Genomic DNA, 26,515 nt, shown 5'->3' on the forward strand with positions numbered 1-26,515 from the left:
TACAGGCCGAGTCGGGGCTCAGGCCGGGTGATGCCGTGACGGCCGGGGCCGGGGGCTCCCGCCCGCTGACGGTAGCAACTCCGCCGCGACCTGCTGCAGGAAACCATCCGGATCGCCGAAGCGGTGCAGCGTGATCGACACCGCCTGTTCGAGCACCCAGTACCGGAGTTCGACGGCGCCGGCAGCGACGACCGGATCGTCGAGCAGCGCCGTGGCCGGGCGGGCGGCGACCGCGGCACGGGTCGCTGCGGAGACCGTGCCGATCACCCGGATGCGTGCGGGGCCCGATGCCGACACCGCGGCGGTGAACCGGTCGTCGGCGGCGTGGACGACGGGGCCGACGTCCAGGTGGGCCCGGGCGGCCCGGAGCACGTCGTCGACCGCGACCGGCACCGGCTCGGCCAGGGAGAGCGCCGGACGGATCCGCGCGCGGGCGGCCGCCGCGAGGACGCGGGCCAGGCGGGCCGGGTCGGCGTCGGTGCCCACCCGGACCGCGGTGTCGGCCCGGCGGTAGCGGAAGATGTTGGCCTCGGCCGCCAGTCCGGTCAGTTCCCGGGCGCGGCCGAACTCGGTGGACCAGGCGTCCTCGTCCGAGCCGGCGGCGGCGCGCAGCCACGCGTGCGACGGCGCGTCGAGCAGGGGTGCGACGGCGTCGACGAAGTCGGCGATCGGACCCGGCGGCAACGCACGGGGAGCCGGGTTTCGGGAGTGCCGGGCGGCGTCGGACCAGGTGCCGAGCTGCCGCAGATAGTTCGGCCCGCCGGCCTTGGCGCCCGAGCCCACCGACGACAGCTTCCAGCCGCCGAACGGCTGGCGACCGACGACGGCGCCGGTGATCCCGCGGTTGACGTACAGGTTCCCGGCCTGCACGCGGTCGAGCCAGGTGCGCACCTCGACCGGATCGCGGGAATGCAGCCCGGCGGTGAGCCCGAAGTCGGTGCCGTTCTGCAGGTCGAGGGCGTCGTCGAGGTCGGTGGCCGCCATCAGCCCGAGCACGGGACCGAAGACCTCGGTGCGGTGGAAGGAGGAGTCGCGGGCGACGCCCACCTTGATGCCGGGGGAGAACAGGCGGCCGGAGTCGTCGAGGGCGCGCGGGCGCAGCAGCCACCGCTCGCCGGGATCGAGGACGGTCAGCGCGCGGGTCAGCTTGGCGCCCGGCGGCTCGGTGAGGGGACCGACGGTGGCCGACAGGTTCGTCGGCCAATCGACGATCAACGACGACGCGGCGTCGACCAGCTGCCGACGGAAGCGTTCGGACGTCGCCATCGAGCCCACCAGGATCGCCAGCGACGCGGCCGAACACTTCTGACCGGCGTGCCCGAACGCGCTGTGCACGAGATCGGCGATCGCCCGGTCCCGGTCCGCCGACGGGGTGATCACCAGCGCGTTCTTGCCCGACGTCTCCGCGGTGAGCGCCAACTCGGGCCGCCACGAGGCGAACAGGGCCGCGGTGTCCGAGGCCCCGGTCAGGATCACCCGGTCCACGCCGGGATGGGCGATCAGGCGGCGCCCCGCCTCGCCTTCGTCGGGGGCCACGGTGGCGCACACCGCCCGCGGCACCCCGGCCTCCCACAGCGCCTCGGCGATCGCCTGCAGACAGCGCGGGGACGGGCCGGCCGGTTTCGCGATCACCGCCGCGCCGACGGCCAGGGCGGCGAGCATGCCGCCGGCGGCGATGGCGTTCGGGAAGTTCCACGGAGGCGTCACCACCACCAGCCGGTCCGGGGTGAACACCGCGTCGTCGGTGGCTACGTGTTCGGGGTCGAGTCGTTCGGGGTCGAGGTCGAGGGCGCGCCGGGCGTAGTAGCGGGCGAAGTCGACGGCCTCGGAGACCTCCGGGTCGCTCTCGCCGATCGTCTTGCCGACCTCGGCGGCGGCCAACGCCACCAGCAGGCCGCGGCGCTGCTCCAGCAGATCCGCGGCCCGGTCCAGCACGCGGGCACGGTCCCGGGCCGGCCGCGCCGCCCATGCGACGGCGGCGGTGCGGGCGCGCGCGACCAGATCGTCGATCGCGGCCGCGGACACCGCCGGCGGGGCGGGAGCGGCGTCGAGCCAGCCCGGCCGCGCGCTCGTTGCAAGCACCTCGCGCGCCCACGCCTGGTTGGCCGGCAGAGCAGGGTCGGTGTCGGGGGTGTGCGTGAACGGCGGCAGTTCCGGCAGGTCGGCGGTGTCGGCGGTGATGCGGCGGCGGTCCTGGCGGCGACGCGGCTCGGGCGGCGACAACGGGCCGCGATCCAGTTCGTCGGCCAGGGCGGCGACCGCGGCGTCGAACCGGTCGGCCTCGCGCCGCGCCCCGGGACTGCCCGGCCGCAGATCCACGGTGGCCGACAGGAAGTTGTCGCTGGAGGCGTTCTCCTCCAAGCGGCGGACCAGGTACGAGATGGCGACGTCGAACTCCTTCGGCGCAACCGTCGGCACGTACAGCAGCAGCGGCCCGACGGTGGCCGCGACCGCACGGGAGTGGGCCGTCGCCATCCCGGCGAGCATCTCGAACTCGACGCGGTCGGCGACGCCGCGACGGTGGGCCAGCAGCTGCGCGAAGGCGACGTCGAACAGGTTGTGCCCCGCCACGCCTACCCGCAGTCCGGTCAGCGTCTCCGGCGTCAGGATCGCGTGCAGCACCCGCTTGTAGTTGACGTCGGTGGCGAGCTTGCTCTCATAGGTGGCCGACGGCCAGCCCGCGAGCTCGGCGTGCACCCGCTCCATCGCCAGGTTCGCGCCCTTGACCAGCCGGACCTTGATCCCGGCGCCGCCGTCGGCGACACGCTGCGCCCCGAACCGCGCCAACTCCTCCATCACGCCGAGCGCATCGGGCAGGTAGGCCTGCAGCACGATGCCGGCCTCGTAGCGGCGGAGTTCGGGCAGGCTCAGCAGCCGGGTGAACACCTCGACGGTCAACCGCAGATCCCGGTACTCCTCCATGTCGAGGTTGAGGAAGGCGGTGCCGGGCGGGGCGGCGGCCGCCTCCCGGTACATCGGGGCGAGTCGGTCGGTGACCGCGGCGGCGGTGGCGTCGAAATCCCACATCGACAGCTGGGAGGTCACCGCGGAGACCTTCACCGAGACGTAGTCGACGTCGTCGCGCCGCAGCAGGCGACGCGCCCCCGACAGCCGTCGCGCCGCCTCGGTCTCGCCGAGTACCGCCTCGCCGAGCGGATTGACGTTGAGGCGGTGGCCGTCCCGGCGCAGGCGCGCCACCTGCCGGGCGAAGCGGCGCGGCCGCGCGTCGACGATCAGGTGCCCGACCATCGACCGCATCCGCAGTCGGGCGGCCGACACCACGAGCCGCGGCAGATGCGGCGCCAACCGGCCGCCCAGCCGCAGTTGCAGGCGATCGACGGCCCGCAGCGACGACGGCAGGTCGGCGGTCAGCTCGGTCAGGGCCAGCGCGGCGGCGCGGATGTCCTCGACGCCGATCACCCGGTCGACGAACCCGACGGTGAACGCCAGCCCCCGCGGGTCGGCCAGCACCGCGACCAACCGGGCCGCCGCCGGATCGGGACGGGTGGCGGAGGCGGCGGTGACGGCCAGCCAGTGCTCGACCAGCGCGCGGCTGTCGGCCGCGAGCTCGTCGAGTTCGGTGCGGACGTCAGACCTTCCGCGCGGCGGCTGCGGGCCCATGCCTCTCAGTACACTCCTGCGCGCGCGTTCTGTCACCGCGTGCGCAGGAGCGGGTCAGCGGGTGACGGCCGACCCGTCGGACCCGAACTGCTCGCGGAGGGTCCGTTTGAGCAGCTTGCCGGTGGCGTTGCGGGGGAGCACGTCGAGGAACTCGATGCGACGCGGGCTCTTGAAGTGCGCGATCCGGTCGCGGCAGTAGGCGAGCAGATCGTCGGCCGAGACCGATGCCTGCGCGCGCAGCGACACCACCGCGGTGACGCCCTCGCCCCACTTCGGGTCGGGCAGCCCGATCACCGCGGCGTCGTCGACGTCCGGGTGACTGAGCAGGACCTGCTCCACCTCGATCGGGTAGACGTTCTCGCCGCCGGTGACGATCATGTCCTTCTTGCGGTCGACGAGGGTGATGAAGCCGTCGGCGTCCATGCGGGCGAGGTCGCCGGTGTGGAACCAGCCGCCGCGCATGTCGTGGGCGGTCACCTCGGGCAGCCCCCAGTAGCCGGCGAAGACGTTGGGTCCGGCCATCAGCAGTTCGCCGACCTCGCCGGTCGCGACGTCCCGGTCGTCGCCGTCGACGATGCGCACGTCGTCGTGGAACACCGGGCGGCCCACCGAACCGGCGTGCGTGCGGACGTACTGCGCTTCCAGGATCATGGCGGCCGGGGCGAGCTCGGTCATGCCGAAGCCCTCCATGAAGGTCAGGCCCTTGCCCTGATAGAAGTCGATCACCGGGAGCGGGCAGGGCGCGCCGCCGCACAGCAGAGTCCGCAGCGACGACAGGTCGTGGTCGTCGAAGTTCGGCACCTTGCGCATCGCATCCCACATCGCCGGAACCATGAAGTGCACGGTGACCTTGTGCGCCTCCAGGAGTTTCAGCGCGGCGGCCGGATCAAAGGCGGGCGCGACGACGATGGTGCCACCGGTGTACAGCAGCGGCAGGACGTAGAGGCTGAGGCCGCCGATGTGGAACAGCGGCGCGACGGCGAGGGTCTTGTCCCGCGGGGTCATGCCCTCGCCGGCCACCAGCATGTTGATCGCGTTCCACTCGAAGTTGCCGTGCGTGAGCATGGCGCCCTTCGGCTTGCCGGTGGTGCCGGAGGTGTACATCAGCATCGCGACGTCGTCGGCGGTCACCGGATCCTCCGGCGCGAAGACCTCCTCGGGTGCCTCGAGCGCGTCCAGGTGCACGAGGTCGACGGCGCGCGGGGCCTGCTCGGCGGCGGTGGCGGCCAGTTCGGCGAACATGTCGTCGTGCAGCAGCAGGGTGGGGGTGGCGTCGGAGATCAGGTAGGCCACTTCGCCGGGGCTGAGCCGGAAGTTGACGGGCACGCTGATCGCGGCGAGGCGGGCGACGGCGAACATGGTGGCCAACTGGGCGGTGGAGTTGAGGCCGATCATCATGACGCGATCGCCGCGTCGGACGCCGCGGGCGCGGAGCGCGGCGGCGCGGCGGGCGCTGTCGGCGGCCAACTGGGCGTAGGTGGTGGTGGCGCCGGTGGTCGCGTCGATGAGGGCGATCGCGTCCGGGGTGCGCTGGGCGCGCCGGGTGATCCAGGTGCTGATACCTGCCATGGTGGTGTCTCCGAGTCCTCGCAGTGGGTGTTACGCGGTGGGTGTCACCGCTGAACCTAGGACAAACCCCGCACCGGGGATGCGGGGTTCGTCAGACGCGTCGGAGAATCGCGCGCGGCTACACGAGGCTGGGTTCGCTGACACGCGCGTAGTGCAGGAACTCGTCGTCGACGGGCCCGCGGCGGATGAGTCGGACGTCGGCGTAGACGCTCATCGACATCTTCCACGGGTCCACGACGCCCTGCTTGGGCAGACCGTCGAGGGCGCGCTGGACGTACCCTGCGCCGAAGTCGAGCAGCGGGCGCAGTTCCATCGCCGGATCCGGGACGGCCTCCACGCTGGTGTAGCCGTTCCGGTCCATGTGGGCCAGCATGCGCACGAAGTACTGGCACAGCATGTCGACCTTGAGCGTCCACGACGAGTTGGTGTAGCCGATGGCCATCGCGAAGTTCGGCAGCCCGGACAGCATCATGCCGCGGTAGGAGACGCTGTCGGTCAGGTCCACGTCGACGCCGTCGCGGGCGAAGGTCATGCCGCCGAACATCTGCAAGTTCAGGCCGGTCGCGGTGACGATGATGTCGGCGGCCAGCTCCGCGCCGCTCTCCAGCAGGATCCCGGTCTCGGTGAACGAGGCGATCCGGTCGGTGACGATCGACGCCGCACCGCGCCGCAGCGCGGTGAACATGTCGCCGTTGGGCACCACGCACAGGCGCTGATCCCACGGGTTGTACGGCGGGTTGAAGTGCGGGTCGAGCGGGAAGTCCTTGCCCAGCATGGCCTTGTTGGTACCGCGGATCACCCGGCGGGCCAGGCGCGGGAAACGCTGGCACAGCTCGAAGACCACGCGCTGCTGCAGGATGTTCTTCTCGCGGCTCAGCCGGTAGCCGCGACGGGGCCCGAGCACCTTCTTCATCGCGTTGGCGATCGCATCCTCGCGGGGCAGCGGGATCACGTAGGTGGGCGTGCGCTGGAGCATCGTGACGTGCTCGGCCTGGTCGGTCATCGACGGCACCAGGGTCACGGCGGTGGCGCCGGAGCCGATCACCACGACGCGCTTGCCGCGGTAGTCCAGGTCCTCCGGCCAGTGCTGCGGGTGCACGATCTGCCCGGTGAACCGCTCCCGGCCGGGGAAGTCGGGGGAGAAGCCCTGCTCGTAGTCGTAGTAGCCGGTGCCGGCGAAGATCCAGCGCGCCTTGATGATCTCCGGCTCGGCGGCGGCGTCGTCGTCGGTGCGGCGCACGGTGACGTGCCAGGCCGCCTCGTCGGTGTGCCAATCGGCGGACACCGCACGACGGTGGTAGGTGATCTTGTCGGCGAGCTGATCGTCGTCGATGGCCTCGTGCAGGTAGTCGAGGATGCGCGGGGCGTCGGCGATGGCCTGCTTGTCGGTCCACGGCTTGAACTCGAAACCGAAGGTGTGCAGATCCGAGTCCGAGCGGATGCCGGGGTACTTGAACAGATCCCAGGTGCCGCCGGCGGTGTGCCGCGACTCGAGGATCGCGAACGTCTTCTCCGGGAGTTCGGTGGTGAGGTAGTGCGCCGCGCCGATACCGGAGATGCCGGCGCCGATGATCAGGACGTCGAGCAGATCGGTGGGGGTCTCGGTGGCCATCGGTACTCCAGATTCGTCGAGCGGTGGGCGAGGGGGATGCGCCGTCGCTATCAATGATCGATGGCATCGCGGTCCCGGGGCAAGGGCATTCTGTACCGGGTTGACGCATTGCGGTGTGCATAATCGACCACATGGCTGCGGGCGGGCACGGTGCGGAGGAACTTGAACGGTCGACGTGGCAGGCGGGTCCGGGGCCGGTGAGTCCGGCCGTCGCGGACCTGATCCGGGCCGGGGTGCAGGTGATCCTCGAGGCGCCGACCGAGTGGACCCAGGCGCTCGACGACAGTGTGCTCGCGGGTGCGGGCATGGGCCTGATCGCCGAGGATCCGGCGCTCACCGAGGTGGTGCTGCGCACCAACGCAGGCAACATCGCGCACTGGGCGGCGATGAACGCCGCGCACCCGGGCGAACGCGTGAGCGTCGCGATCACCGACGAGACCGTGGTGTTCGTCCGCGACGCGGTGCGCCGCGGCTTCGACTCCGGGGTGCTCGACTCCTTCCGCACCGCACAGAACCTGGCGTGGCGCCTGTGGATGGAGATCTGCTTCGGACTCACCGACGATCCGGCGCTCCTGCGCGAACTGTTGGCGGTGACCCTCGATTCGATCGCGCGGTTCGTCGACGACACGGTGTCCGCGCTCGCCGAGATGATCGACGTGGCGCGCGCCGAACTCGCCGGAGACACGCACGCCCAACGCCGCGCGGCGGTCGCCCTGCTGCTGGAGGGCGCGCCGCTGTCGGAGGCCCGTGCGGTGGCGCAGCTCGGCTACCGGCTCGACGGGCCGCAACTGGCGGCGGTGATCTCCGGCGGCCCCGAGTCGGGCGCGGATCGGCTGGAAGCGGTCTGCGAGGCGATCATGACCGCGAGCGGCATCGCGACCCGGCTCACCGTGCTGGCCGGGGCCTCCCAGCTGTGGGTGTGGTTCCCGGCGGTCACCGTGGACGTGGACGCGGTGCCGGCCGACGTCGACGACGTGCGAGTGACCCTCGGGGCGCCCGGCGTGGGTCGAGAAGGCTTCCGGCGCAGCCACTTTCAGGCCCTCGCCGCCTTCCGACTGCTCGGGCGGCTGGGCTCGCAGCGACGCTTCGCGCGCTACGACGAGCTGCGTCTGCTCGAAGTGGTGACCGACGACGATGCGCGCATCGACGAGTTCCTCGCCGCCACCCTGGGCGATCTGCTCGACGCCGAGCCCGAGCTCGCCGAGTGCCTACGCGTCTGGTTCGCGCAGCGGTGCAATGCCGCCGCCACCGCCCAGCAGCTGTACACCCACCGCAACACCGTGGTGCGCCGGCTGGCCAAAGCCGAGTCGCTGCTGCCGGTCTCGCTCGCCGAGTCGGCGATCACCGTGGCCGCGGCCCTGGAGCTGCAGCACTGGCGTCGTCCGGCCTCAGGGTGAGACCGGCGCGTACGGCGTTGCGGGACTGACCGTTTCGCTGTGCTCGATGGGCGTGCCCAGCATCGGAAAGGCGCGCTGGCTGCAGGCCGGGCGCGGACACACCTTGCAGCCCGCGCCGATCGGGACCACGGTGCGCGGCTCGCGCAGATCCACCCCGGTGGCGTAGATCAGTTCCTCGGCGTGCGCCAGATCGCAGCCCAGGCCGACGGCGAAGTTCGACGGCGTCGCGAGGTGCCCCTGCTGCGCCGGATCGGTGGTCCGCGCCAACCAGAAGTAGGTGCGGCCGTCGGGCATCCGGGCGAGCTGCGTGTGGATGCGGCCGGGCATGGAGAAGGCGTCGTGCACCACCCACAGCGGGCAGCTGCCGCCCACCCGGGAGAAGTGAAAAGCGGTGGCGGACTGGCGTTTCGAGATGTTCCCGGCCTTGTCGACCCGGACGAAGATGAACGGCACGCCGCGGTCGCCGGTGCGCTGCAGCGTCGACAGGCGGTGGCACACGGTCTCGAAACCCACCTCGAAGTCGCGGGCCAGCAGGTCGACGTCGTAGCGCAGCCGGCGGGCGGCGGCCGCGAACTGCGTGTACGGCAGCAGCAGGGCGCCGGCGAAGTAGTTCGCCAGCCCGGTGCGGGCGACGGCGACCGAACTCGGGTCGACGTCGTCGATCAGTCGGTCGATCAGGTCGCGCTGGCTCAGCAGCGCCAGCTGGGTGGCGAGTTGGAAGGCACGCTGGCCCGCGGTGAGGCGGCGGGGCAGATACACGGTGGCCGTCGCCGGGTCGTAGCGGCGCTTGGGGAGCTCGCTGTCGTCCCCGGGGTCGACACCGCTGATCTGCACCGCGATGCCGTATTCGGCGTCGAGGAAACGGGCCAATTGCAGGTCGAGGCCGCCGATGGTCAGGCCGGCGCGCGCGAACAGGTCCTCGGCGGCCGCGTCGAGTTCGGGCAGGTGATTGCGGCGGTCGTAGAAGTAGTCGCGGACCTGCTCGAACGGGGTGCCGCCCACCGTCTCGGCGTTGGCGGCGACGGCGCCGAGAGTCCCGCGCATGCTCTCCAGCTCGCTGGTCGCGGCGGTCAGGCGCCGCTGCAGCGCCACCAGCGTCTGGCCGACGCCCGGCATGCGGGCCACCAGTTCGCTGATCTCCGCGGTGGACGGGGTCTGGTCGCCGTGCTCCAGGAGGATGTCGGCGAGGTCGGCGGTGAGGCGGGCGTCGCCGTCGGCCGCGAAGAAGTCCGGCGCCAACTCGAACTCGCGCGTCAGGCGCAGCAGCACCGGGACGGTGATCGGCCGCTGGTCGTTCTCCAGCTGATTGACGTAGCTGGTCGAGAGCTCCAGCCGGCGCGCCAGCGTCGCCTGGCTGACCCCGCGTTCCTCGCGCAACCGGCGCAGTCGCGCGCCCACGTACGTCTTGGCCATGGGGACAGCGTAGTGGCCCCGGCGTCCGCAACCTTCGCAAGGTGTCGGAGAAAAATTTGCAGAAATACGCATTTGCCAGGTCTTTCGCAGTCCTATCGGGTCTGCGTACGGTGCGAACATGATCAATCACGAGGTGTACACCCGTCGCAGTGCCGAGGCCTTCCCGAAGGAAGAGCACCTGGCTTACAAGATCGCGCAGATCGCCGTCGACCCCGTCGAGGTCCCCGAGGAAACGGCCGAGATGATCGTCAACCGGATCATCGACAACGCCGCGGTGAGCGCCGCGTCGGTGGCCCGTCGACCGGTCACCAGTGCCCGCCGGCAGGCGCAGAGCCGGCCGCTGGCCGGCGGCGCGACGGTGTTCGGCATCGACGGCGAGTACGCCCCGGAGTGGGCCGCGTGGGCCAACGGCGTCGCGGTCCGCGAACTCGACTTCCACGACACGTTCCTGGCCGCCGAGTACAGCCACCCGGGCGACAACATCCCCGCCCTGGTCGCCGTCGGCCAGCGCGTGGGCGCCAGCGGCCGCGACCTGATCCGCGGCCTCGCCACCGCCTACGAGGTGCAGGTGGATCTGGTGCGCGGCATCTGCCTGCACGAGCACAAGATCGACCACGTCGCCCACCTCGGCCCGTCGGTGGCCGCCGGCCTGGGCACCATGCTGGGCCTGCCGATCGACACGATCTACCAGGCCGTCGGTCAGGCCCTGCACCTGACCACCGCCACCCGCCAGTCGCGCAAGGGCGAGATCTCCAGTTGGAAGGCGTACGCCCCGGCGCTGGCCGGCAAGGTGGCGGTGGAGGCCGTGGACCGCGCCATGCGCGGTGAGGGTGCGCCGTCGCCGATCTGGGAGGGCGAGGACGGCGTCATCGCCTGGCTGCTCGGCGGCCCGGACGCCCGCTACACGGTGCCGCTGCCCGGACCGGGCGAGGCCAAGCGCGGCATCCTGGACACGTACACCAAGGAACATTCGGCCGAATACCAGAGTCAGGCGCCGATCGACCTGGCCCGTCGGATGCGCGCGCGGATCGCCGACGTCGCCGACATCGAGTCGATCGTGCTGCACACCAGCCACCACACGCACTACGTGATCGGCACCGGCTCGGGTGATCCGCAGAAGTTCGACCCGAATGCCAGCCGGGAGACCCTCGACCACTCGGTGATGTACATCTTCGCCGTGGCCCTGCAGGACGGGGAGTGGGACCACGAGCGCAGCTACGCGCCCGAGCGCGCGCGGCGCGCCGACACCGTGGAGCTGTGGAACAAGATCTCCACCGTCGAGGACCCGGAGTGGACCCGCCGCTACCACTCGACCGATCCGAACGAGAAGGCCTTCGGCGCCCGCGCGGTGATCACCATGGCCGACGGCGAGGTGATCGTCGACGAGCTGGCGGTGGCCGACGCCCACCCGCTGGGCGCGCGGCCGTTCGCGCGGGAGCAGTACCTGGGCAAGTTCGCCGCGATGGCCGACGGCGTGGTCGACGCCGCCGAGCAGGAGCGGTTCGTGGCGGCGGCGACCGGTCTGGCCGACCTCCCGGCCGGTGGGCTGGGCGGCCTGAACGTGCGGGTGCTCGGCGACGTGCTGGCCTCGGCGCCCGCGACCGGCGAGGGCATCCTCTGATGCGCCTGTTCTCCTCGGGCGTCACCGACGCCGACAAGCGGAAGGCACTGCGCGCCGGGCTCGCCTCCGGCGACCTGCAGCGCTGGCCGGGGGCGTTCTCGCCGTTGGTCGCCAAGATCGTCGCCGACGCCGGGTTCGAGGGCGTCTACGTCTCCGGGGCCGCGCTGTCGGCCGACCTGGGTCTGCCCGACATCGGGTTGACGACGCTCACCGAGGTCGCCGCCCGCGGCGGCGCGATCGCCCGCGCCACCGACCTGCCGACGCTGATCGACGCCGACACCGGCTTCGGCGAACCGATGAGTGCCGCGCGCACCGTCGCAGCGCTCGAGGATGCCGGGCTGGCCGGGTGCCACCTGGAAGACCAGGTGAACCCGAAGCGCTGCGGCCACCTCGACGGCAAGGAAGTGGTCCCGACGACGGAGATGGTCCGCCGACTGGGCGCCGCGGTCAGCGCCCGCCGGGACGAGAACTTCGTGATCTGCGCGCGCACCGACGCCCGCGGCGTGGAGGGACTCGACGCCGCGATCGCCCGGGCCACCGAGTACGCGGCCGCCGGTGCCGACCTGATCTTCACCGAGGCACTCGCCGACCTCGACGAGTTCGCACGCTTCCGCGACGCGGTGGACGTGCCGCTGCTGGCCAACATGACCGAGTTCGGCAAGTCCGAACTGCTGACCGCCGACCAACTGCGGTCCATCGGCTACAACGCGGTGATCTACCCGGTCACCACGCTGCGGCTGGCGATGGGCGCCGTCGAATCCGGGCTCGCCGCGATCGCCGCCGACGGCACCCAGGCCGGCGTCGTCGACCGCATGCAGCATCGTGCGCGCCTCTACGAGTTCCTGCAGTACGCCGACTACAACGCCTTCGACTCCGAGATCTTCACCTACAGCCGCCCGGGAGGGACGTCATGACCGACATCGGTGCCACAGAAATCCGGAAGGGCCTCGCGGGCGTGGTGGTGGACACCACCGCCGTGTCCAAGGTGGTCCCCGAGACCAACAGCCTCACCTACCGCGGCTACGCGGCAGCGGACCTCGCGACCACCAAGAGCTTCGAGGAGGTGGCCTACCTGCTCTGGTACGGCGAACTGCCGACGGCGGGGCAGCTGGCGCTGTTCACCCAGCGCGAGCGCGCGAACCGGCGGCTGAACCGGTCGGCGCAGGCGGTGCTGAACCGGATCCCGGAGACCTGCCACCCGATGGACGTGATGCGGACCATGGTGAGCTACCTCGGCAGCGAGGACCCGGACGAGGACGTCCCGACCGCGGCGGCGAACCTGGACAAGGCGCTGCGCCTGCTCGGAGTGCTGCCGACCATCGTCGCCGCCGACTTCCGACGACGCCGCGGGCTGGCGCCGATCGACCCGCACCACGGCCTCAGCTACGCCGAGAACTTCCTGAACATGTGCTTCGGCGAGGTGCCCGACCCTGTCATCGTGGAGGCGTTCAACCAGTCGATGGTGCTGTACGCCGAGCACAGCTTCAACGCCTCGACGTTCGCCGCGCGGGTGGTCACGTCCACGCAGTCGGACCTGTACAGCGCGGTGACCGCCGCGATCGGGGCGCTCAAGGGCTCGCTGCACGGCGGCGCCAACGAGGCCGTGATGGCGGACATGATCGAGATCGGCGCCCCGGAGAACGCCCGCGCCTGGCTCACGGCCAAGCTCGACGCCAAGGACAAGGTGATGGGTTTCGGCCACCGCGTCTACAAGCGCGGCGACTCGCGGGTGCCCACGATGTACGACGCGCTGGTGCAGGTCTCCGCCCACTGTGTGCAGTCAGATCCGAGCGCGGGCCGCTGGCTCGAGATCTACCGCGAACTCGCCGCCGCGATGGACGAGCGTACCGGCATCCAGCCCAACCTGGACTTCCCGACCGGGCCGGCCTACTACCTGATGGGCTTCGACGTCCCGATGTTCACGCCGCTGTTCGTGATGAGCCGGATCACCGGGTGGACCGCGCACATCGTCGAACAGACCCGGTCGAATGCGCTCATCCGGCCGCTCTCCGCGTACGACGGGCCCGTTCAGCGCCCCGTTCCCGCGTAATTCTCTACCGTTTTCCGTAGCGGCCGGCGCGTCGACGTGCGCCGGTGCATCGACAGTGAGGCATGACATGTTCGGCAAAGTCCTGGTGGCCAACCGCGGCGAGATCGCGGTGCGCGCATTCCGCGCCGCGTACGAGCTCGGCATGGGCACGGTGGCGGTCTATCCGGTGGAGGATCGTAACTGCGTGCACCGGGGGAAGGCCGACCAGTCGTATCAGATCGGCGAACCCGGGCATCCCGTCCAGGCGTACCTGTCGGTCGACGAGATCCTGCGGGTGGCCCGGCACTGCGGGGCCGACGCCGTGTACCCCGGCTACGGTTTCGCGTCGGAGAACCCGGAACTGGCCGCCGCCTGTGCCGACGCCGGCATCACCTTCGTGGGGCCCAGCGCCGCGGTGCTGGAGCTGACCGGCGACAAGAAGCGGTCGGTGCAGGCGGCCCGGGAGGCCGGGCTGCCGGTGCTGGCCGGCAGCGAGCCGTCGTCGGACGTCGACGAACTGCTCGCGGCGGCCGCCGACATGTCGTTCCCGATCTTCGTGAAGGCGGTGGCCGGCGGCGGCGGGCGCGGGATGCGTCGGGTCGACGACCCGGCCGAGCTGGCCGAGGCGATCGGGGCCGCGTCCCGCGAGGCGGCGGCGGCCTTCGGCAACCCGACCGTTTTCCTGGAGCAGGCCGTGGTGAACCCGCGGCACATCGAGGTGCAGATCCTCGCCGACGCCCGCGGCGATGTGGTGCACCTGTACGAACGCGACTGCTCGCTGCAGCGGCGGCACCAGAAGGTCATCGAGATCGCGCCCGCACCGAACCTGGATCCGGTTCTGCGGCAACGCATCTGCGACGACGCGGTGCGCTTCGCCCGGCACATCGGCTACTCGTGCGCGGGCACCGTCGAGTTCCTGGTCGACGAGCGCGGCGGCCACTTCTTCATCGAGATGAACCCGCGGATCCAGGTGGAGCACACCGTCACCGAAGAGGTGACCGACGTGGACCTGGTCGCCGCGCAGCTGCGCATCGCCGCAGGGGAGACGCTCGCCGATCTGGGGCTGTCGCAGGACGCGATCGCCCTGCACGGCGCCGCGCTGCAGTGCCGCATCACCACCGAGAACCCGGCCGACGGCTTCCGGCCGGACACCGGACAGATCAACGTCTACCGCGCACCCGGCGGCACCGGCGTCCGCCTGGACGGCGCCGCGGCACTCGGCAGCGAGATCACCGGCTACTTCGACTCGATGCTGGTGAAGCTGACCTGCCGCGGCCGCGACTTCGCCACGGCGGTGACCCGCGCGCAGCGGGCGCTGGCCGAGTTCAAGATCCGCGGCGTGCACACCAACATCGACTACCTCAGCGCGGTGCTGGCCGACCCGGACTTCCAAGCCGGGGCGATCACGACGTCGTTCATCGACGAACGCCCGGAACTGCTTACCGCGGTGCGCTCGTCCGAGCGCGGCTCGCGGCTGCTGAACTACCTGGCCGACGTGACCGTGCACCGCCCGCACGGCCTGGTGCCGACGGCCGTGCACCCGCACACCAAGCTGCCGCCGCTGAGCCCGGAACTGCTTGCCGATCCGCCCGCCGGGTCCAAGCAGCGCTTGGATGCGTTGGGGCCCACCGGTTTCGCGCGGGCCCTGCGCGAGCAGAAGGCGCTCGCGGTGACCGACACGACCTTCCGGGACGCTCACCAGTCGCTGCTCGCCACCCGCGTGCGCACCAGCGGCCTGGTGTCGGTGGCGCCGTATGTGGCCGCCCAGACCCCCGAGTTGCTGTCGGTGGAGTGCTGGGGCGGGGCCACCTTCGACGTGGCGCTGCGCTTCCTCAAGGAGGATCCGTGGGAACGCCTGGAACGGATCCGGGCGGCCCTGCCGAACATCTGCCTGCAGATGCTGCTGCGCGGCAAGAACACCGTCGGCTACACCCCGTACCCGGTGGAGGTGACACAGGCGTTCGTCGAGGAGGCGGCGCGCACCGGTGTGGACATCTTCCGCATCTTCGACGCCCTCAACAGCGTCGACGCCATGCGTCCGGCGATCGACGCGGTACTCGCCACCGGCACCACGGTGGCCGAGGTGGCGTTGAGCTACACCGGCGACCTCGCCGACCCCGCCGAAGACCTGTACACGCTGGACTACTACCTGGCCCTGGCCGAGCAGATCGTCGAGGCCGGCGCGCACGTGCTGGCCATCAAGGACATGGCCGGACTGCTCCGCCCGGCGGCCGCGCGGACCCTGGTGGGTGCGTTGCGTCGCGAGTTCGACCTGCCCATCCACGTGCACACCCACGACACCCCCGGCGGCCAGCTGGCCACCTACCTGGCGGCGTGGGAGGCCGGCGCCGACGCGGTCGACGGTGCGAGCGCACCGCTGTCGGGCACCACCAGCCAGCCGTCGCTGTCGGCGATTGTCGCGGCGGCCGCGCACACCGAGTACGACACCGGGCTGGATCTGGACAAGGTGACGTCGCTGGAGCCGTACTGGGAGACGTTGCGGCGTATGTACGGGACCTTCGAGTCCGGCGTCCCCGCGCCCACCGGGCGCGTGTACGACCACGAGATCCCCGGCGGCCAGCTCTCCAACCTGCGCCAGCAGGCCATCTCGCTCGGCGTGGGCGACCGCTTCGAAGCCGTCGAGAACGCGTACGCCGGCGCCAACCGGCTGCTCGGACGGCCGGTGAAGGTGACGCCGTCGTCGAAGGTGGTCGGCGATCTGGCACTCGCCTTCGTCGCGCAGGGCATCACCGCCGCCGACTTCGCCGCCGACCCCACCGCCTACGACATCCCGGACTCGGTGGTCGGTTTCCTGGCCGGCGAACTCGGGGTGCCCGCCGCGGGCTGGCCGGAGCCGCTGCGCGAGCAGGTGCTGGCCGGACGCAGCGTGCACCAGGCCGAGGAGACGGTCGACGCCGCCGACAGCGCCGCGCTGAAAGTGCCCGGCGATCAGCGGCGCGCCACCCTCAACCGGCTGCTCTTCCCCGGCCCCACCGCGGAGTACCAGGCGCACGTGGCCGAATACGGCGACACCTCGCGACTTGCGGCCTACCAGTTCTTCTACGGGCTGCAGCAGGGACTCGAGCACCGAGTTCGCCTGCGCGACGGCGTCGACCTGCTCATCCGCCTGGAAGCGGTGTCCGAGCCCGACGCCGCGGGCATCCGCACGGTGATGTGCACCTTGAACGGTGAGTTGCGGCCGGTGCCGGTGCTCGACCGCAGCGCCGATGTGTCCACCGAGGTGCGCGAGCGCGCCGACGCCGGCAACCCCGCGCACGTCGGCGCGCCGTTCTCCGGCGTGGTCACGGTGACCGTCGCGGTGGGCGAGCAAGTGGCCCCGGGCGGCGTGATCGGCACCATCGAGGCGATGAAGATGGAGGCCTCGATCACCGCGCCCGCCGGCGGCACGGTCCGCCGGATCACCGTCGGACCGGCCACCGAAGTGGGCGCCGGCGACCTGCTCGTCGAGTTCGAGTAGCCGCTGCCGGGCGCCGGGTGACTGTCCGGTAGCGGCCGGGTGGGGTAGACCCATGGGTATGGAACTGACCCGGGAGCTGGCCGAGCAGCGCCTGTCGGCGTGGGAGCGACGGGCGATCGACGACGCCGCGTTGAAGCCGTCGGCGGTGGCCATCACCGTGGCACCGGTCGACGGCGAGCGCGGCATCTGGGTGGCGCGACGGCCGTCGACGCTGCGCAGCCACGCCAACCAGTTCGCGCTGCCCGGCGGCCGCCTGGACCCCGGGGAGACCCCGGTGCAGGCCGCGCTGCGCGAGCTCGACGAGGAACTCGGGGTCTCGCTCGGCGAGGACTCGGTGGTCGGTCTGCTCGACGACTACGCCACCCGCTCGGGCTATCTGATGACGCCGGTGGTGTGCTGGATCGACGAACCGGTGACCCCGGCGCCCAGCCCGGACGAGGTGGACCAGCTGTTCTACGTCACCCTCGACGAGGTGACCGCCCCGGCGGTGTTCGACACCATCGCGCAGTCACCCCGGCCGGTGATCCGGCTGCCGATCATGAACCGGTGGGTGCACGCGCCCACCGCGGCGGTGATCTACCAGTTCGCGCAGGTGGTGGTCCTCGGGCTCGACACCCGGGTGGACCACCTGGAGCAGCCGGTCTTCGCCTGGCGCTGACGCGCGGGCTTCGACGGGGCTCAGGGAGCGTCGTGCGACGCTCCCTGAGCTTGTCGAAGGGTCAGGCGCGGACGGCCTTGGCGGCGTCGACCATCGCGGTGAGGGCGGCGGTGACCTGCGCGGTGGTGCGGGTCTTGAGGCCGCAGTCCGGGTTCACCCACAGGCGGTCGGCCGGGACGGCGGCCAGCGCCTCGGCCAGCAGCGTCGTCATCTCCTCGGCCGCGGGCACGCGCGGGGAGTGGATGTCGTAGACGCCCGGGCCCACCTCGGCGGCGAAACCGATCGCGTTGAGGTCGTCGAGCACCTCCATGTGCGAGCGGGCCGCCTCGATGGAGGTGACGTCGGCGTCGAGGTCGGCGATCGCGCCGATCACGTCACCGAACTCCGAGTAACACAGGTGGGTGTGGATCTGCGTCTCGTCGTTCACACCCGCGGTGGACAGCTTGAAGGCGTTCACCGCCCACTCCAGGTAGGCGGCGCGTTCGGTGGCGCGCAGCGGCAGCAACTCGCGCAGGGCGGGCTCGTCGACCTGGATGATGCCGATCCCGGCCTCCTGTAGGTCGAGCGTCTCGTCGCGGATCGCGAGGGCCACCTGATCGGCGGTCTGCGCCAGCGGCTGATCGTCGCGCACGAAGCTCCAGGCCAGGATGGTGACCGGTCCGGTGAGCATGCCCTTGACCGGCTTGTCGGTCAGACCCTGCGCGTAGACCGCCCAGTCGACGGTCATCGGCGCGGGACGCTGCACGTCGCCGAACAGGATCGGCGGCCGCACGCAGCGCGAGCCGTACGACTGCACCCAGCCGTTCGCGGTGGCGAAGAAGCCGGTGAGCTGTTCGGCGAAGTACTGCACCATGTCGTTGCGCTCGGGTTCGCCGTGCACCAGCACGTCCAGCCCGATCTGCTCCTGCAGGGCGATCACCGCGGCGATCTCCGCCTCCATCTGGGCGCGGTACTGCTCCGCGTCGAGCGTGCCGGCGCGCAGCCGGGCGCGGGCGGCCCGGATATCGCCGGTCTGCGGGAACGACCCGATGGTGGTGGTCGGCAGTGTGGGCAGCGCCAGGTGGGCGCGGCTGAGCTCCTGCCGTTGCGTGGCCGCGGTGCGGTTGCGGTCGGCGTCGGTCAACCCGGCCAGTCGGGCACGCAGGTCGGCGTCGTGGCGACGCGGATCGTCGGCGCGGGTGGCCAGCGCGGCCCGGGCCGCGTCGAAGGCCGCCGCCTGCGCGTCTCGGCCGTCGGTGAGCGCCCGGGACAGGGCGACGACCTCGTCGAACTTCTCCGCCGCGAACGCGAGCCAGCCGCGCAGGACGTCGTCGAGACCGGTCTCCGGCGCCAACGAGTACGGCACGTGCAGGGTGGAACACGAGGTACTCACCGCCAGCGTGCCGACGTGCGGACGCAGGTCGGTGAGCACGGCGAGCGCGGCGTCCAGGTCGGTGCGCCAGACGTTGTGGCCGTCGACGATGCCGGCGACGACCAGCTTGTCGGCCAGACCGGCCGCCTCCACCGTCGCGACCGAGCCGCGGACCAGGTCGACGCCGACCCCGTCGATGTCGGTGCGTCCCAGCGCGGCCAGCGCGTCGCCGGCATCGCCGAAGTAGGTCTGCACCAGCAGCTTCGGCGCGGACACCGCGCTCAGGCGGGTGTAGACGCGTTCGGCGAGTGCGGCGAGCCCGTCGTGGGCGTCGGTCACGAGGATCGGCTCGTCGATCTGCACCCACTCGGCGCCGGCCGCGGCGAGGTCGGTCAGCAGCTGCTCGTAGAGCGGCAGCAGATCGTCGATCCGGTCGAGCGGCACGAGGTCGTCGACACCCTTGGACAGACCGAGGAACGTGATCGGGCCGATCACCACCGGCCGTGCGGGCACGTCGTCGGCGAGGGCTTCGGCCAGGTCGGCGAGCACCGTCGCGGCGTCGAGACCGAACACCGTGTCCGGACCGATCTCCGGGACCAGGTAGTGGTAGTTGGTGTCGAACCACTTGGTCATCTCCAGCGGCAGCACGTCGGCGGTGCCGCGGGCGGCCGCGAAGTAGCGGTCCAGCGGGTCGGCGATGGCGGCCACGCGCGGCGGCAGGGCGCCGAGCGTTGCGGCCATGTCGAGCATCTGGTCGTAGTACGAGAAGGTGTTGACCGGGATCGAGTCCAGGCCGGCGGCCAGCAGCTGCTGCCGGCCGCTGCGCCGCAGGTCGGCGGCGACGCGGTGCAGCTCCTCCCGGCTCAGCCGCCCGGCCCAATAGCCCTCGACGGCGTGCTTGAGTTCCCGGTCGGCGCCGATGCGCGCGGTGCCGGTGACAGTGGTGTGAAAGCCCATCTTGTGTTCTCCATGCAATACAGAAGCTGACGACGAGGCGCCCTACCGGGAGGCGACAGACGACGAGCCCAGGCATGCACGGGTGCGTCGACGCCGCCCGGTCCACGAGGCGATCCGTCCTCGGATGCGGCGCATCCGAGACAACGGGCAGGTCTTCGGGCTCCTCGGCGAGCGCCGTCGAAAGGCGCACCTACTGGCCGTCGCTTCCCAGACGCACACGCGTGCGTCCAGTGCCGGTGACGGCGGTCGTTCCAAGTTACCGCTGCGGGTCAGCTCCGGAGTCTCACCGGATTCCCTCTCGCGAAAGTCGTTGCCGCAGCAGCGAATTCGCTCGACGTCCGCGCGGTCGCAGGGGCTCCTTGGCGACGGCGCTACGGACGAACCGATTGCGTCTACGACCATAGGCCCGGCGCGCGGACCGTGTCATCCCGCGCGAAGAGCGTGATTCTAATTCCCCCGCGGACTTGCGCGCGGGTGCGGCGGCGGACTCACCCGGCACCGGCCACTGCGGCGAGTATCCTGGGCGAGCATGGTGGCGTTGCAGGATGATCTCGGATCCCGCGACCGGCCCGCGCCGGTCGTCGGGATCGTGCTGGTGGCCCGGGGCGATGAGCGGGAGGCCCCGACCGAGGCGGATGTGCCGCAGCTCGAGCGGCTCGAAGTGCTGCTGGCCGGGTTCGGTGCCGGTGGCTGCGACACGCTGTACGTGGCGCTCGGCAGCCGGGTGATCGCGGCGCCGCGGGACACCTCCACCACCTTCTACCTGCCGTCCTGGTACGACGGACTCGACGCGACGGTGCACGCCGCCCTGACCTACGCCCGCGGGCTCGACCCGATCGCCGGGGTGCTGCTGCAGACCGTCGACAGCGCCGACGTCGGCGGGGTCGGGGTGGCGCGGGTGCTGGCCGCGGCCGGGCGACGCCGCGACGCGGTGGTGCGCGGGGTGCGGCACGGGCACTGGGCGCAGCCGGTGTACGTGGGCGCCGACCTGCTCCCCGACGCGGCCGACCTGCTCGCCGCCTCCGGGGGCGCGATCGGCTTCCTCGGCGACCACGCCGGCGAAGTGACCACCGTCGACTGCTCGGACCTCGCCGGGCCGGACGTGCCCGGCGGACTTCACTGACATATACAGCACCGCCGTGGTCATAGTGACCACGGCGGTGCTGTATTGCCGGTGAACTGCTACTGATCAGCTCTGTTTCGCGGCGATCGCGTTGATCAGGCTGGGGCGGAGGTCGGCGGCGCGGACGATCGCGTCGGCCGAGCCCACCTGCACGGCGCGCTCGATGCTGTGCACCGCGTCGAATTCGGCGGCCACCTCGGCGAGCTTCTCGGCGCGCACCGAGGTGCGGGCCTCCTCGAGTTCGGCGGTCACATCGGCGCGATCGGTGTCCGAGGCGTGCTCCAGGCGCGTGTGCAGGGCCTGCACGCGCGGATCGTTCTCGGTGCGCGTACGGACCTCGCCGGCGAAAACCACGGCCGCCGCCGGGGCGCCGCCGAGCACCGAGGCGAACGAGCCCTCGATGGCCAACACGGTCATGTTCGGGTTCAGGGCCTTGGAGAAGACCACGAACGCGCCGCCGTGGTAGCGGGAGATCACGCAGAAGACGATCGGGCCCTCGAAGTTGATAATGGCCCGGCCGATCTCGGCGCCGTACTCCAGCTGCAACTTGCGCAGCGACTCGGGGGAGCCGTCGAAGCCGGACAGGTTGGCCAGCACCACGACCGGACGGTTGCCGCTGGCCGCGTTGATCGCGCGGGCCGCCTTCTTCGACGACTGCGGGAACAGCGTGCCCGCGCTGAAGGTGTCCGGGCCGTCGGTCGGCAGGAAGCCCCGGCGGGCCACTGGCGTCGACTCGATGCCGATCAGCGTGATCGGGTGACCGCCCAGGTGGGTGTCCTCCACGACGACGGTGTCGGCGTCGGCCATGTCGGCCCAGCGCTCCAGCGCGGGCAGATCCTGGTCGACGACGGCGCGCATCACCGAGCGGATGTCGAACGGCTTCTTACGGTCCGGGTTGGCCTCGGCGGAGAAGATCTCGCCGACCGTGGCGAACTCGCTGCCCTCCAGCTCGTGCGGGTAGTCCGAGACGTCGCGGTTCGCGGGGTCGGTGGTGACCGCCGGGCGCGGACCGGCCTCGCCGGGCACCACATAGGTGTGGTCGTAGTGGCTCATCATCACGCCGATGGCCGCCGTCAGATTCGGCGCCCAGTACTGCGCCTCGCCGTTCGGGCCCATCACGCGGTCGTAGCCGCCGATACCGAAGTTGTCCTCGGCGGAGACACCGCCGGAGAAGTCCAGGGCCTGCTTGCCGGTGAGCACCATCGACGAGTCCGGGGTCATCACCAGGATGCCCTTGGTGTGCATCAGCATGGTGGCCTCGGCGTTCCAGTAGGCCTGGCCGCCGACGTTGATACCGGACACGACGATGTTGATCTCGCCGCCGTCCTGGGTGAACTCGACGATCCGCTTGAGGGCCGCGGCCACCCAGTCGAGGTTCTCGGTGCCCGAGTCCATCTTCACGGCGGCGCCGGAGGAGACGGCGTACCACTCGACGGGCAGCGTGCGCGCCTCGGCGAGGTCGAGGGCCGCGATGTAGCGACGGCACTCGGGCTCGGTGAGCGCACCTAGCGATTTGGTCGGGTCGCCCAGCATCACGACGCGCTCGACACCCTCGGGGTACTTCTCGGTGGGCGTGCTGACGGTGCCGACCACCACGGCCGCGGTGTTGCGGCCCTTGGGGCGGTCCACCGGGACCAGGTCGCCGGCGTCGTTCAGGTCGTACTCGGTGAACGTGCCGAGCAGGGCGGTCAGCTCGTACGGGTACACGGTGTTGCGGCGGGCGGCGCGCAGCACCTTCTGGCGGTACTCGTCGACCGGCTCGATCGGGGTCTCGACGGGCTCGTCGACGGTGATCTGGGTTTCGCCTGCGGCGTCGAGGGTGACGCGCACCGACACCTTGGACAGTTCGCCGGTGTCCTGGTCGCGGTGGCGGGCGATGAGCTCGATCTCCTCGAGCCCGGCGCCGTCGGTGGAGGCGGCGGTGCCCAGGGTGTGGCTCACCACGCGGGCCACCTGCTCGCGGCTCACGTCCAGCGGCGGCCAGATGTACATGACGATGCGGTTGGTGTTGAACCGCTTCGACGACGGACGACGCGCCTGCGCGCGGCGGATGGAGTCGACGCACGCCTCGAAGGTGCGCTCGGCGGTCGGCAGCGTCAGGATGCTGCCGTCCTGTTCGGACACCGCGATCAGGTCGCGGACCTGGGCGAAGGCGATCAGGCGGTCGTCGCCCGGGTTGGCCTTGGCCACCGCGCGGTAGAGGTACACCTCTTCGTCGTCGGACGAGCGCAGGCGGGTCACGTCGAACTTGCGCAGGCGCTCCATCTGCATGCGCTGGGCGATGTACGGGTGCAGCCCGCGGATCAGCCGGTCCTCCGACATGCCGGTGGCCGATGGTCGGAAGGTGACGTGATGGTGCATGGCTTCGTCGCCGAGGCCGGCCACGGTGACCGTGACGCGGTGCACCTGGTTGGGCAGCAGACGTGCGCTGACCACCTCGTGCAGGGCGGCGGCCATCTCGTCGAGGTCCTCGGGCTGGTCGTCCCAGCGCACGTAGACGTCGGCGTCGATCGACGCGGCGCCGTCGACCAGCTCGGCCAGCCCGCAGAGGGCGGTGTCGAGCTTGTCGAAGCTGGTGGCGGCGGAGACCAGCAGCGAGCCGCCGCGCTGGGCCAGCACGAAGGTGCAGCCGCTGGCGCGGTGGGTGGCGACCGCGGACAGGCCCTTGTTGCCGTAGTAGCGGCGGGTCAGCACCTCGAGCATCGCGGAGTTGTCCAGCGAGTCGTCGACCAGGCGACGGCTGAGGACGCGGACCAGCGGCTCGGTGCTCTTGACCATCTCGGCGATGCGCTCGGCGCGATCGGATGCCTTCGGGTGCTCGTCGAGGTAGTTCAGGTCGCTGTCGATGGCGGCGTAGACGCGTTCGCGCTTACGGCGCAGACGCGGCTGGCCGTACCAGGCGTACAGCACACCGCGGGCCAGGTCGGAGATCACCGGGAAACGCAGCTGGGTGGCGGCGACGAGGTGCTCCAGCACGTGGCCGGTGTGCTCGCGCAGCTCGGCCGGGGGCGGCGGCTCCTTCATCCAGCGGCGCAGCAGGGTCGCCATGCCGGGCACCACGTCGTCCAGGCGCTGCAGCGCCAGGAAGATCCGGAAGACGGCGCTCTCCAGCTCGTCGGTGCGTTCCAGGTCGGTGACACCGTAGTGGGCCAGCGCGGCGGCCAGCTTGGTGCGGAACTGCTCGGGCACCGCCGACAGCTCCACGTCCAGGCTCTGCAGGTAGGTGTGCAGGTGCTCGCGGGCGCTGTGCACGCGGTCGTGGGCGTCGTCGTCGGACGGACGACGACGGGCCAGCTCGGCGAGGTCGGCGAAGACGCCGACCAGCTCGAGCTCGGCGCCCAGCGGGCGCTCGTCGGCGTCGATCTCGGCCTGGCGCAGCGCCAGGTAGTCGGCCATGCGTGCGCCCTCGCTGGGCTCGATGTCGAAGCCGAGCATCAGGGCGCGCAGCATCTCGCGTTCGGCGGCGGCGCGGTCGGTGTCGGACACGTCGGTCGGCGTGTCGGGCAGATCGAGCACGGCGTCGTCGGTGCTGTCGGCGGCGTCGTCCTCGCCGTCGGCGATCGGCTCCAGGCGCAGCAGCGGCGCACCGGTCTCCACCTGGGCGCCGACCGAGACCACGCACTCCTTCAAGCGGGCGGCGAACGGTGCGCGCAGCACCGTCTCCATCTTCATCGACTCCAGGACCAGGACCGGATCACCGGCCGCCACCTCGGCGCCCACCTCCAGTGGGGTGGCGATGACCAGCGCGGGAGCGGGGGAGCGGACCACGCCGCCCTCGTCCCGGCTGACCCGGTGGGTCACGCCGTCGACGTCCACCAGGTGGACCGGGCCGTGCGTGTCGGTGAGCACGCGGAAGCGCTCGCCGTTGACGGTGATCCGGCCGGTGTGCTCGTCGTAGCGTTCCACCTCGACGTCGGCGGTCTGCGTCTGCGCGCCGGCCTCGATGGCGACGCTGAAGCGCTGTGCGCCGACGCGGGCGACGCTGACGCGGTACGCGACGCCGCGCAGCTTGAAGTCGACGGGGCGACCGCTCTCGTGCATCACCTGCGGGCGACCGCCGCGGGCGGTGGCGAGCAGGCGGTTGAGCTCGGCCCGCTCCTCCTCCTCGTAGGCGTCGATGGCGGCGGCGGCCAGCGCGATGGACGAGTGCCGGTGCGAGACCAGGCGGCCCTGCTCGCGGACGCGGTCGATCCAGCCGGTGTCGGCGCTGCCGTCGATCACCTCGGGCTGATCGAGCAGGTCGATGATGAAGCTGCTGTTGGTGGCGCCGCCCTCGATCACCACGCGGGTGCGGGACATGGCGCGGCGCAGGCGGGCCAGCGCCTGATCGCGGGTGCTGCCGTAGGCGATGATCTTGGCGATCATCGAGTCGAAGTCGGCGGGGATGGTGTCGCCTTCGCTGACGCCGGTGTCCACGCGGACGCCGGGGCCGCTCGGGAGTTCCAGGCGGGCGATGTAGCCGGGCGACGGCGCGAAGTCGCGGTCGGGATCCTCGGCGTTCAGGCGGGCCTCGACGGCGTGCCCGCGCTCGACGGGGCGTTCACCGTCCAGGCGGCCGCCGGCGGCGACGTGCAGCTGGGCGCGGACCAGGTCGAAGTCGTTGGTGACCTCGGTGATCGGGTGCTCCACCTGCAGGCGGGTGTTGACCTCGAGGAAGGCGAAGAGCTTCTCGCCCGGGTGATACAGGAACTCGACGGTGGCCGCACCGCGGTAGCCGACGCGTACCGCGAGGCGTTCGGCGGCGGCCTTGACCTCGGCGACCTGATCGGGGCCGAGGACCGGGGAGGCCGATTCCTCGATGACCTTCTGGTTGCGGCGCTGCACCGAGCAGTCGCGCACGCCGAGGGCCCACGCGGTCTCGCCGTCGGAGATCACCTGGACCTCGACGTGGCGGGCGCCGGTGACGAGACGTTCGAGGAAGACGACGCCGCTGCCGAAGGCGCGCTCGGCTTCGTCGCGGGTGCGCTGGTAGGCGTCGATCAGCGCCGAGTCGTCGGCGACCATGCGGATGCCGCGACCGCCGCCGCCGGCGGTGGCCTTGAGCATCAGCGGGTAGCCGATCCGCTCGGCGGCCGCGACGGCCTCCTCCTGCGTCTCGACCGGGCCGCGGCTCCACGGAGCCACCGGCACGCCGACCTCTTCGGCGATCAGTTTGGCGCCGATCTTGTCACCGAGCTGGCGCATGGCCTCCGCGGACGGACCGACGAAGGTGACGCCCAGCTTGGTGCAGAGTTCGGCGAACGCCGGATCCTCGGCGACGAATCCCCAGCCGACCCACGCGGCGTCGGCGCCGGTCTCGGTCAGGGCCCGCTCGAGGACCTCGAGGTTGATGTACGGCCGGGCCGCGGCCGGACCCAGGTCGTAGGTGAGGTCGGCCTCGCGCACAAAGGTGGCGCCGGCATCGACGTCGGTGTGTAGAGCGATGGTCTGGACTGATTGTCCGGTCTCGGCATTCAGGTCGCGGACGGCGTTGATGAGCCGCATCGCGGCCTCTCCACGGTTGACGATCGCAATACGACGGAACATGCGCCCTTCTCTGTTCGGGGGTGCCAGGGCTGCTGGCGGGGGTCTCGGCACGACGATGCGCACGCGAAAGGATCGGTCTTGTCTCGATCCGGTTCTTTCACGGTAAGCCGCCGGGGGCCGCGGGGGTAGTACCTACTCTCACGTAACCGCCCGGGAAGCG

13 protein-coding genes and 1 riboswitch are annotated in these 26,515 nt (G+C 71.4%); of the genes, 7 read left to right on the forward strand and 6 right to left on the reverse strand.

Annotation, left to right across the window (positions count from 1 at the left end; all coding sequences use genetic code 11):
• Positions 1 to 18 precede the first annotated feature (18 nt).
• From MUG78_RS11410 to MUG78_RS11420, 3 genes are all read right to left on the reverse strand, one after another.
• Positions 19 to 3,621, reverse strand: a complete 3,603-nt coding sequence (locus MUG78_RS11410; protein ID WP_246994879.1) for a proline dehydrogenase family protein — start codon at positions 3,619 to 3,621, stop codon at positions 19 to 21.
• Between the two features lie 54 nt (positions 3,622 to 3,675).
• On the reverse strand, positions 3,676 to 5,190 hold the full coding sequence (locus MUG78_RS11415; protein ID WP_246994881.1) for an acyl-CoA synthetase: 1,515 nt from the start codon (positions 5,188 to 5,190) through the stop codon (positions 3,676 to 3,678).
• 118 nt (positions 5,191 to 5,308) lie between these two features.
• Positions 5,309 to 6,802: a flavin-containing monooxygenase gene (locus MUG78_RS11420; RefSeq protein ID WP_246994883.1), complete on the reverse strand. Its 1,494-nt coding sequence runs from the start codon at positions 6,800 to 6,802 to the stop codon at positions 5,309 to 5,311.
• A gap of 131 nt (positions 6,803 to 6,933) precedes the next feature.
• Here MUG78_RS11420 and MUG78_RS11425 point away from each other — a divergent pair, with 131 nt between their 5' ends.
• Positions 6,934 to 8,199: a PucR family transcriptional regulator gene (locus MUG78_RS11425; protein ID WP_246994885.1), complete on the forward strand. Its 1,266-nt coding sequence runs from the start codon at positions 6,934 to 6,936 to the stop codon at positions 8,197 to 8,199.
• On the opposite strand, the gene MUG78_RS11430 is transcribed toward MUG78_RS11425, so the two are convergent.
• Positions 8,191 to 9,612, reverse strand: a complete 1,422-nt coding sequence (locus MUG78_RS11430; protein WP_246994886.1) for a short-chain fatty acyl-CoA regulator family protein — start codon at positions 9,610 to 9,612, stop codon at positions 8,191 to 8,193. The genes MUG78_RS11425 and MUG78_RS11430 overlap by 9 nt on opposite strands.
• A gap of 118 nt (positions 9,613 to 9,730) precedes the next feature.
• Here MUG78_RS11430 and prpD point away from each other — a divergent pair, with 118 nt between their 5' ends.
• The 5 genes from prpD to MUG78_RS11455 all read left to right on the forward strand — a co-directional run bounded on the left by prpD (position 9,731) and on the right by MUG78_RS11455 (position 17,398).
• Complete coding sequence (gene prpD, locus MUG78_RS11435; protein ID WP_246994888.1) at positions 9,731 to 11,233, forward strand: 2-methylcitrate dehydratase PrpD; 1,503 nt, start codon at positions 9,731 to 9,733, stop codon at positions 11,231 to 11,233.
• Positions 11,233 to 12,147: a methylisocitrate lyase gene (prpB, locus tag MUG78_RS11440; protein WP_246994890.1), complete on the forward strand. Its 915-nt coding sequence runs from the start codon at positions 11,233 to 11,235 to the stop codon at positions 12,145 to 12,147. The genes prpD and prpB overlap by 1 nt, the downstream gene beginning before the upstream one ends.
• On the forward strand, positions 12,144 to 13,283 hold the full coding sequence (locus MUG78_RS11445) for a bifunctional 2-methylcitrate synthase/citrate synthase (RefSeq protein WP_246994892.1): 1,140 nt from the start codon (positions 12,144 to 12,146) through the stop codon (positions 13,281 to 13,283). The genes prpB and MUG78_RS11445 overlap by 4 nt, the downstream gene beginning before the upstream one ends.
• Positions 13,284 to 13,350: 67 nt before the next feature.
• A complete protein-coding gene (locus tag MUG78_RS11450; protein WP_246994894.1) occupies positions 13,351 to 16,740 on the forward strand; it encodes a pyruvate carboxylase in 3,390 nt (1,129 codons plus the stop codon).
• Between the two features lie 58 nt (positions 16,741 to 16,798).
• On the forward strand, positions 16,799 to 17,398 hold the full coding sequence (locus MUG78_RS11455; RefSeq protein ID WP_246994896.1) for an NUDIX hydrolase: 600 nt from the start codon (positions 16,799 to 16,801) through the stop codon (positions 17,396 to 17,398).
• 61 nt (positions 17,399 to 17,459) lie between these two features.
• Here MUG78_RS11455 and metE read toward each other — a convergent pair whose 3' ends face one another.
• Entirely contained in the window at positions 17,460 to 19,706 is a 2,247-nt protein-coding gene (metE, locus tag MUG78_RS11460; protein WP_246994898.1) for a 5-methyltetrahydropteroyltriglutamate--homocysteine S-methyltransferase, read from the reverse strand.
• Between the two features lie 129 nt (positions 19,707 to 19,835).
• Positions 19,836 to 20,044, reverse strand: a riboswitch (cobalamin riboswitch).
• Between the two features lie 191 nt (positions 20,045 to 20,235).
• Here metE and MUG78_RS11465 point away from each other — a divergent pair.
• On the forward strand, positions 20,236 to 20,829 hold the full coding sequence (locus MUG78_RS11465) for an NTP transferase domain-containing protein (RefSeq protein WP_246994900.1): 594 nt from the start codon (positions 20,236 to 20,238) through the stop codon (positions 20,827 to 20,829).
• A gap of 66 nt (positions 20,830 to 20,895) precedes the next feature.
• On the opposite strand, the gene MUG78_RS11470 is transcribed toward MUG78_RS11465, so the two are convergent.
• Complete coding sequence (locus MUG78_RS11470) at positions 20,896 to 26,355, reverse strand: ATP-binding protein (protein WP_246994902.1); 5,460 nt, start codon at positions 26,353 to 26,355, stop codon at positions 20,896 to 20,898.
• Between the last annotated feature and the right edge of the window lie 160 nt (positions 26,356 to 26,515).

Origin of the sequence: Gordonia alkaliphila, assembly GCF_023017165.1 — a bacterium.
Classification (GTDB): domain Bacteria; phylum Actinomycetota; class Actinomycetes; order Mycobacteriales; family Mycobacteriaceae; genus Gordonia; species Gordonia alkaliphila.

What these genes read in the sequence shown, in the direction of transcription:
- prpB (WP_246994890.1), top strand. Translation starts at nt 11,233, where the DNA reads ATGCGCCTGTTCTCCTCGGGCGTCACCGACGCCGACAAGCGGAAGGCA.
- MUG78_RS11425 (WP_246994885.1), top strand. Translation starts at nt 6,934, where the DNA reads ATGGCTGCGGGCGGGCACGGTGCGGAGGAACTTGAACGGTCGACGTGG.
- MUG78_RS11455 (WP_246994896.1), top strand. Translation starts at nt 16,799, where the DNA reads ATGGAACTGACCCGGGAGCTGGCCGAGCAGCGCCTGTCGGCGTGGGAG.
- MUG78_RS11430 (WP_246994886.1), bottom strand. Translation starts at nt 9,612, where the DNA reads ATGGCCAAGACGTACGTGGGCGCGCGACTGCGCCGGTTGCGCGAGGAA.
- prpD (WP_246994888.1), top strand. Translation starts at nt 9,731, where the DNA reads ATGATCAATCACGAGGTGTACACCCGTCGCAGTGCCGAGGCCTTCCCG.
- MUG78_RS11450 (WP_246994894.1), top strand. Translation starts at nt 13,351, where the DNA reads ATGTTCGGCAAAGTCCTGGTGGCCAACCGCGGCGAGATCGCGGTGCGC.
- metE (WP_246994898.1), bottom strand. Translation starts at nt 19,706, where the DNA reads ATGGGCTTTCACACCACTGTCACCGGCACCGCGCGCATCGGCGCCGAC.
- MUG78_RS11465 (WP_246994900.1), top strand. Translation starts at nt 20,236, where the DNA reads ATGGTGGCGTTGCAGGATGATCTCGGATCCCGCGACCGGCCCGCGCCG.
- MUG78_RS11445 (WP_246994892.1), top strand. Translation starts at nt 12,144, where the DNA reads ATGACCGACATCGGTGCCACAGAAATCCGGAAGGGCCTCGCGGGCGTG.
- MUG78_RS11415 (WP_246994881.1), bottom strand. Translation starts at nt 5,190, where the DNA reads ATGGCAGGTATCAGCACCTGGATCACCCGGCGCGCCCAGCGCACCCCG.
- MUG78_RS11420 (WP_246994883.1), bottom strand. Translation starts at nt 6,802, where the DNA reads ATGGCCACCGAGACCCCCACCGATCTGCTCGACGTCCTGATCATCGGC.
- MUG78_RS11470 (WP_246994902.1), bottom strand. Translation starts at nt 26,355, where the DNA reads ATGTTCCGTCGTATTGCGATCGTCAACCGTGGAGAGGCCGCGATGCGG.
- MUG78_RS11410 (WP_246994879.1), bottom strand. Translation starts at nt 3,621, where the DNA reads ATGGGCCCGCAGCCGCCGCGCGGAAGGTCTGACGTCCGCACCGAACTC.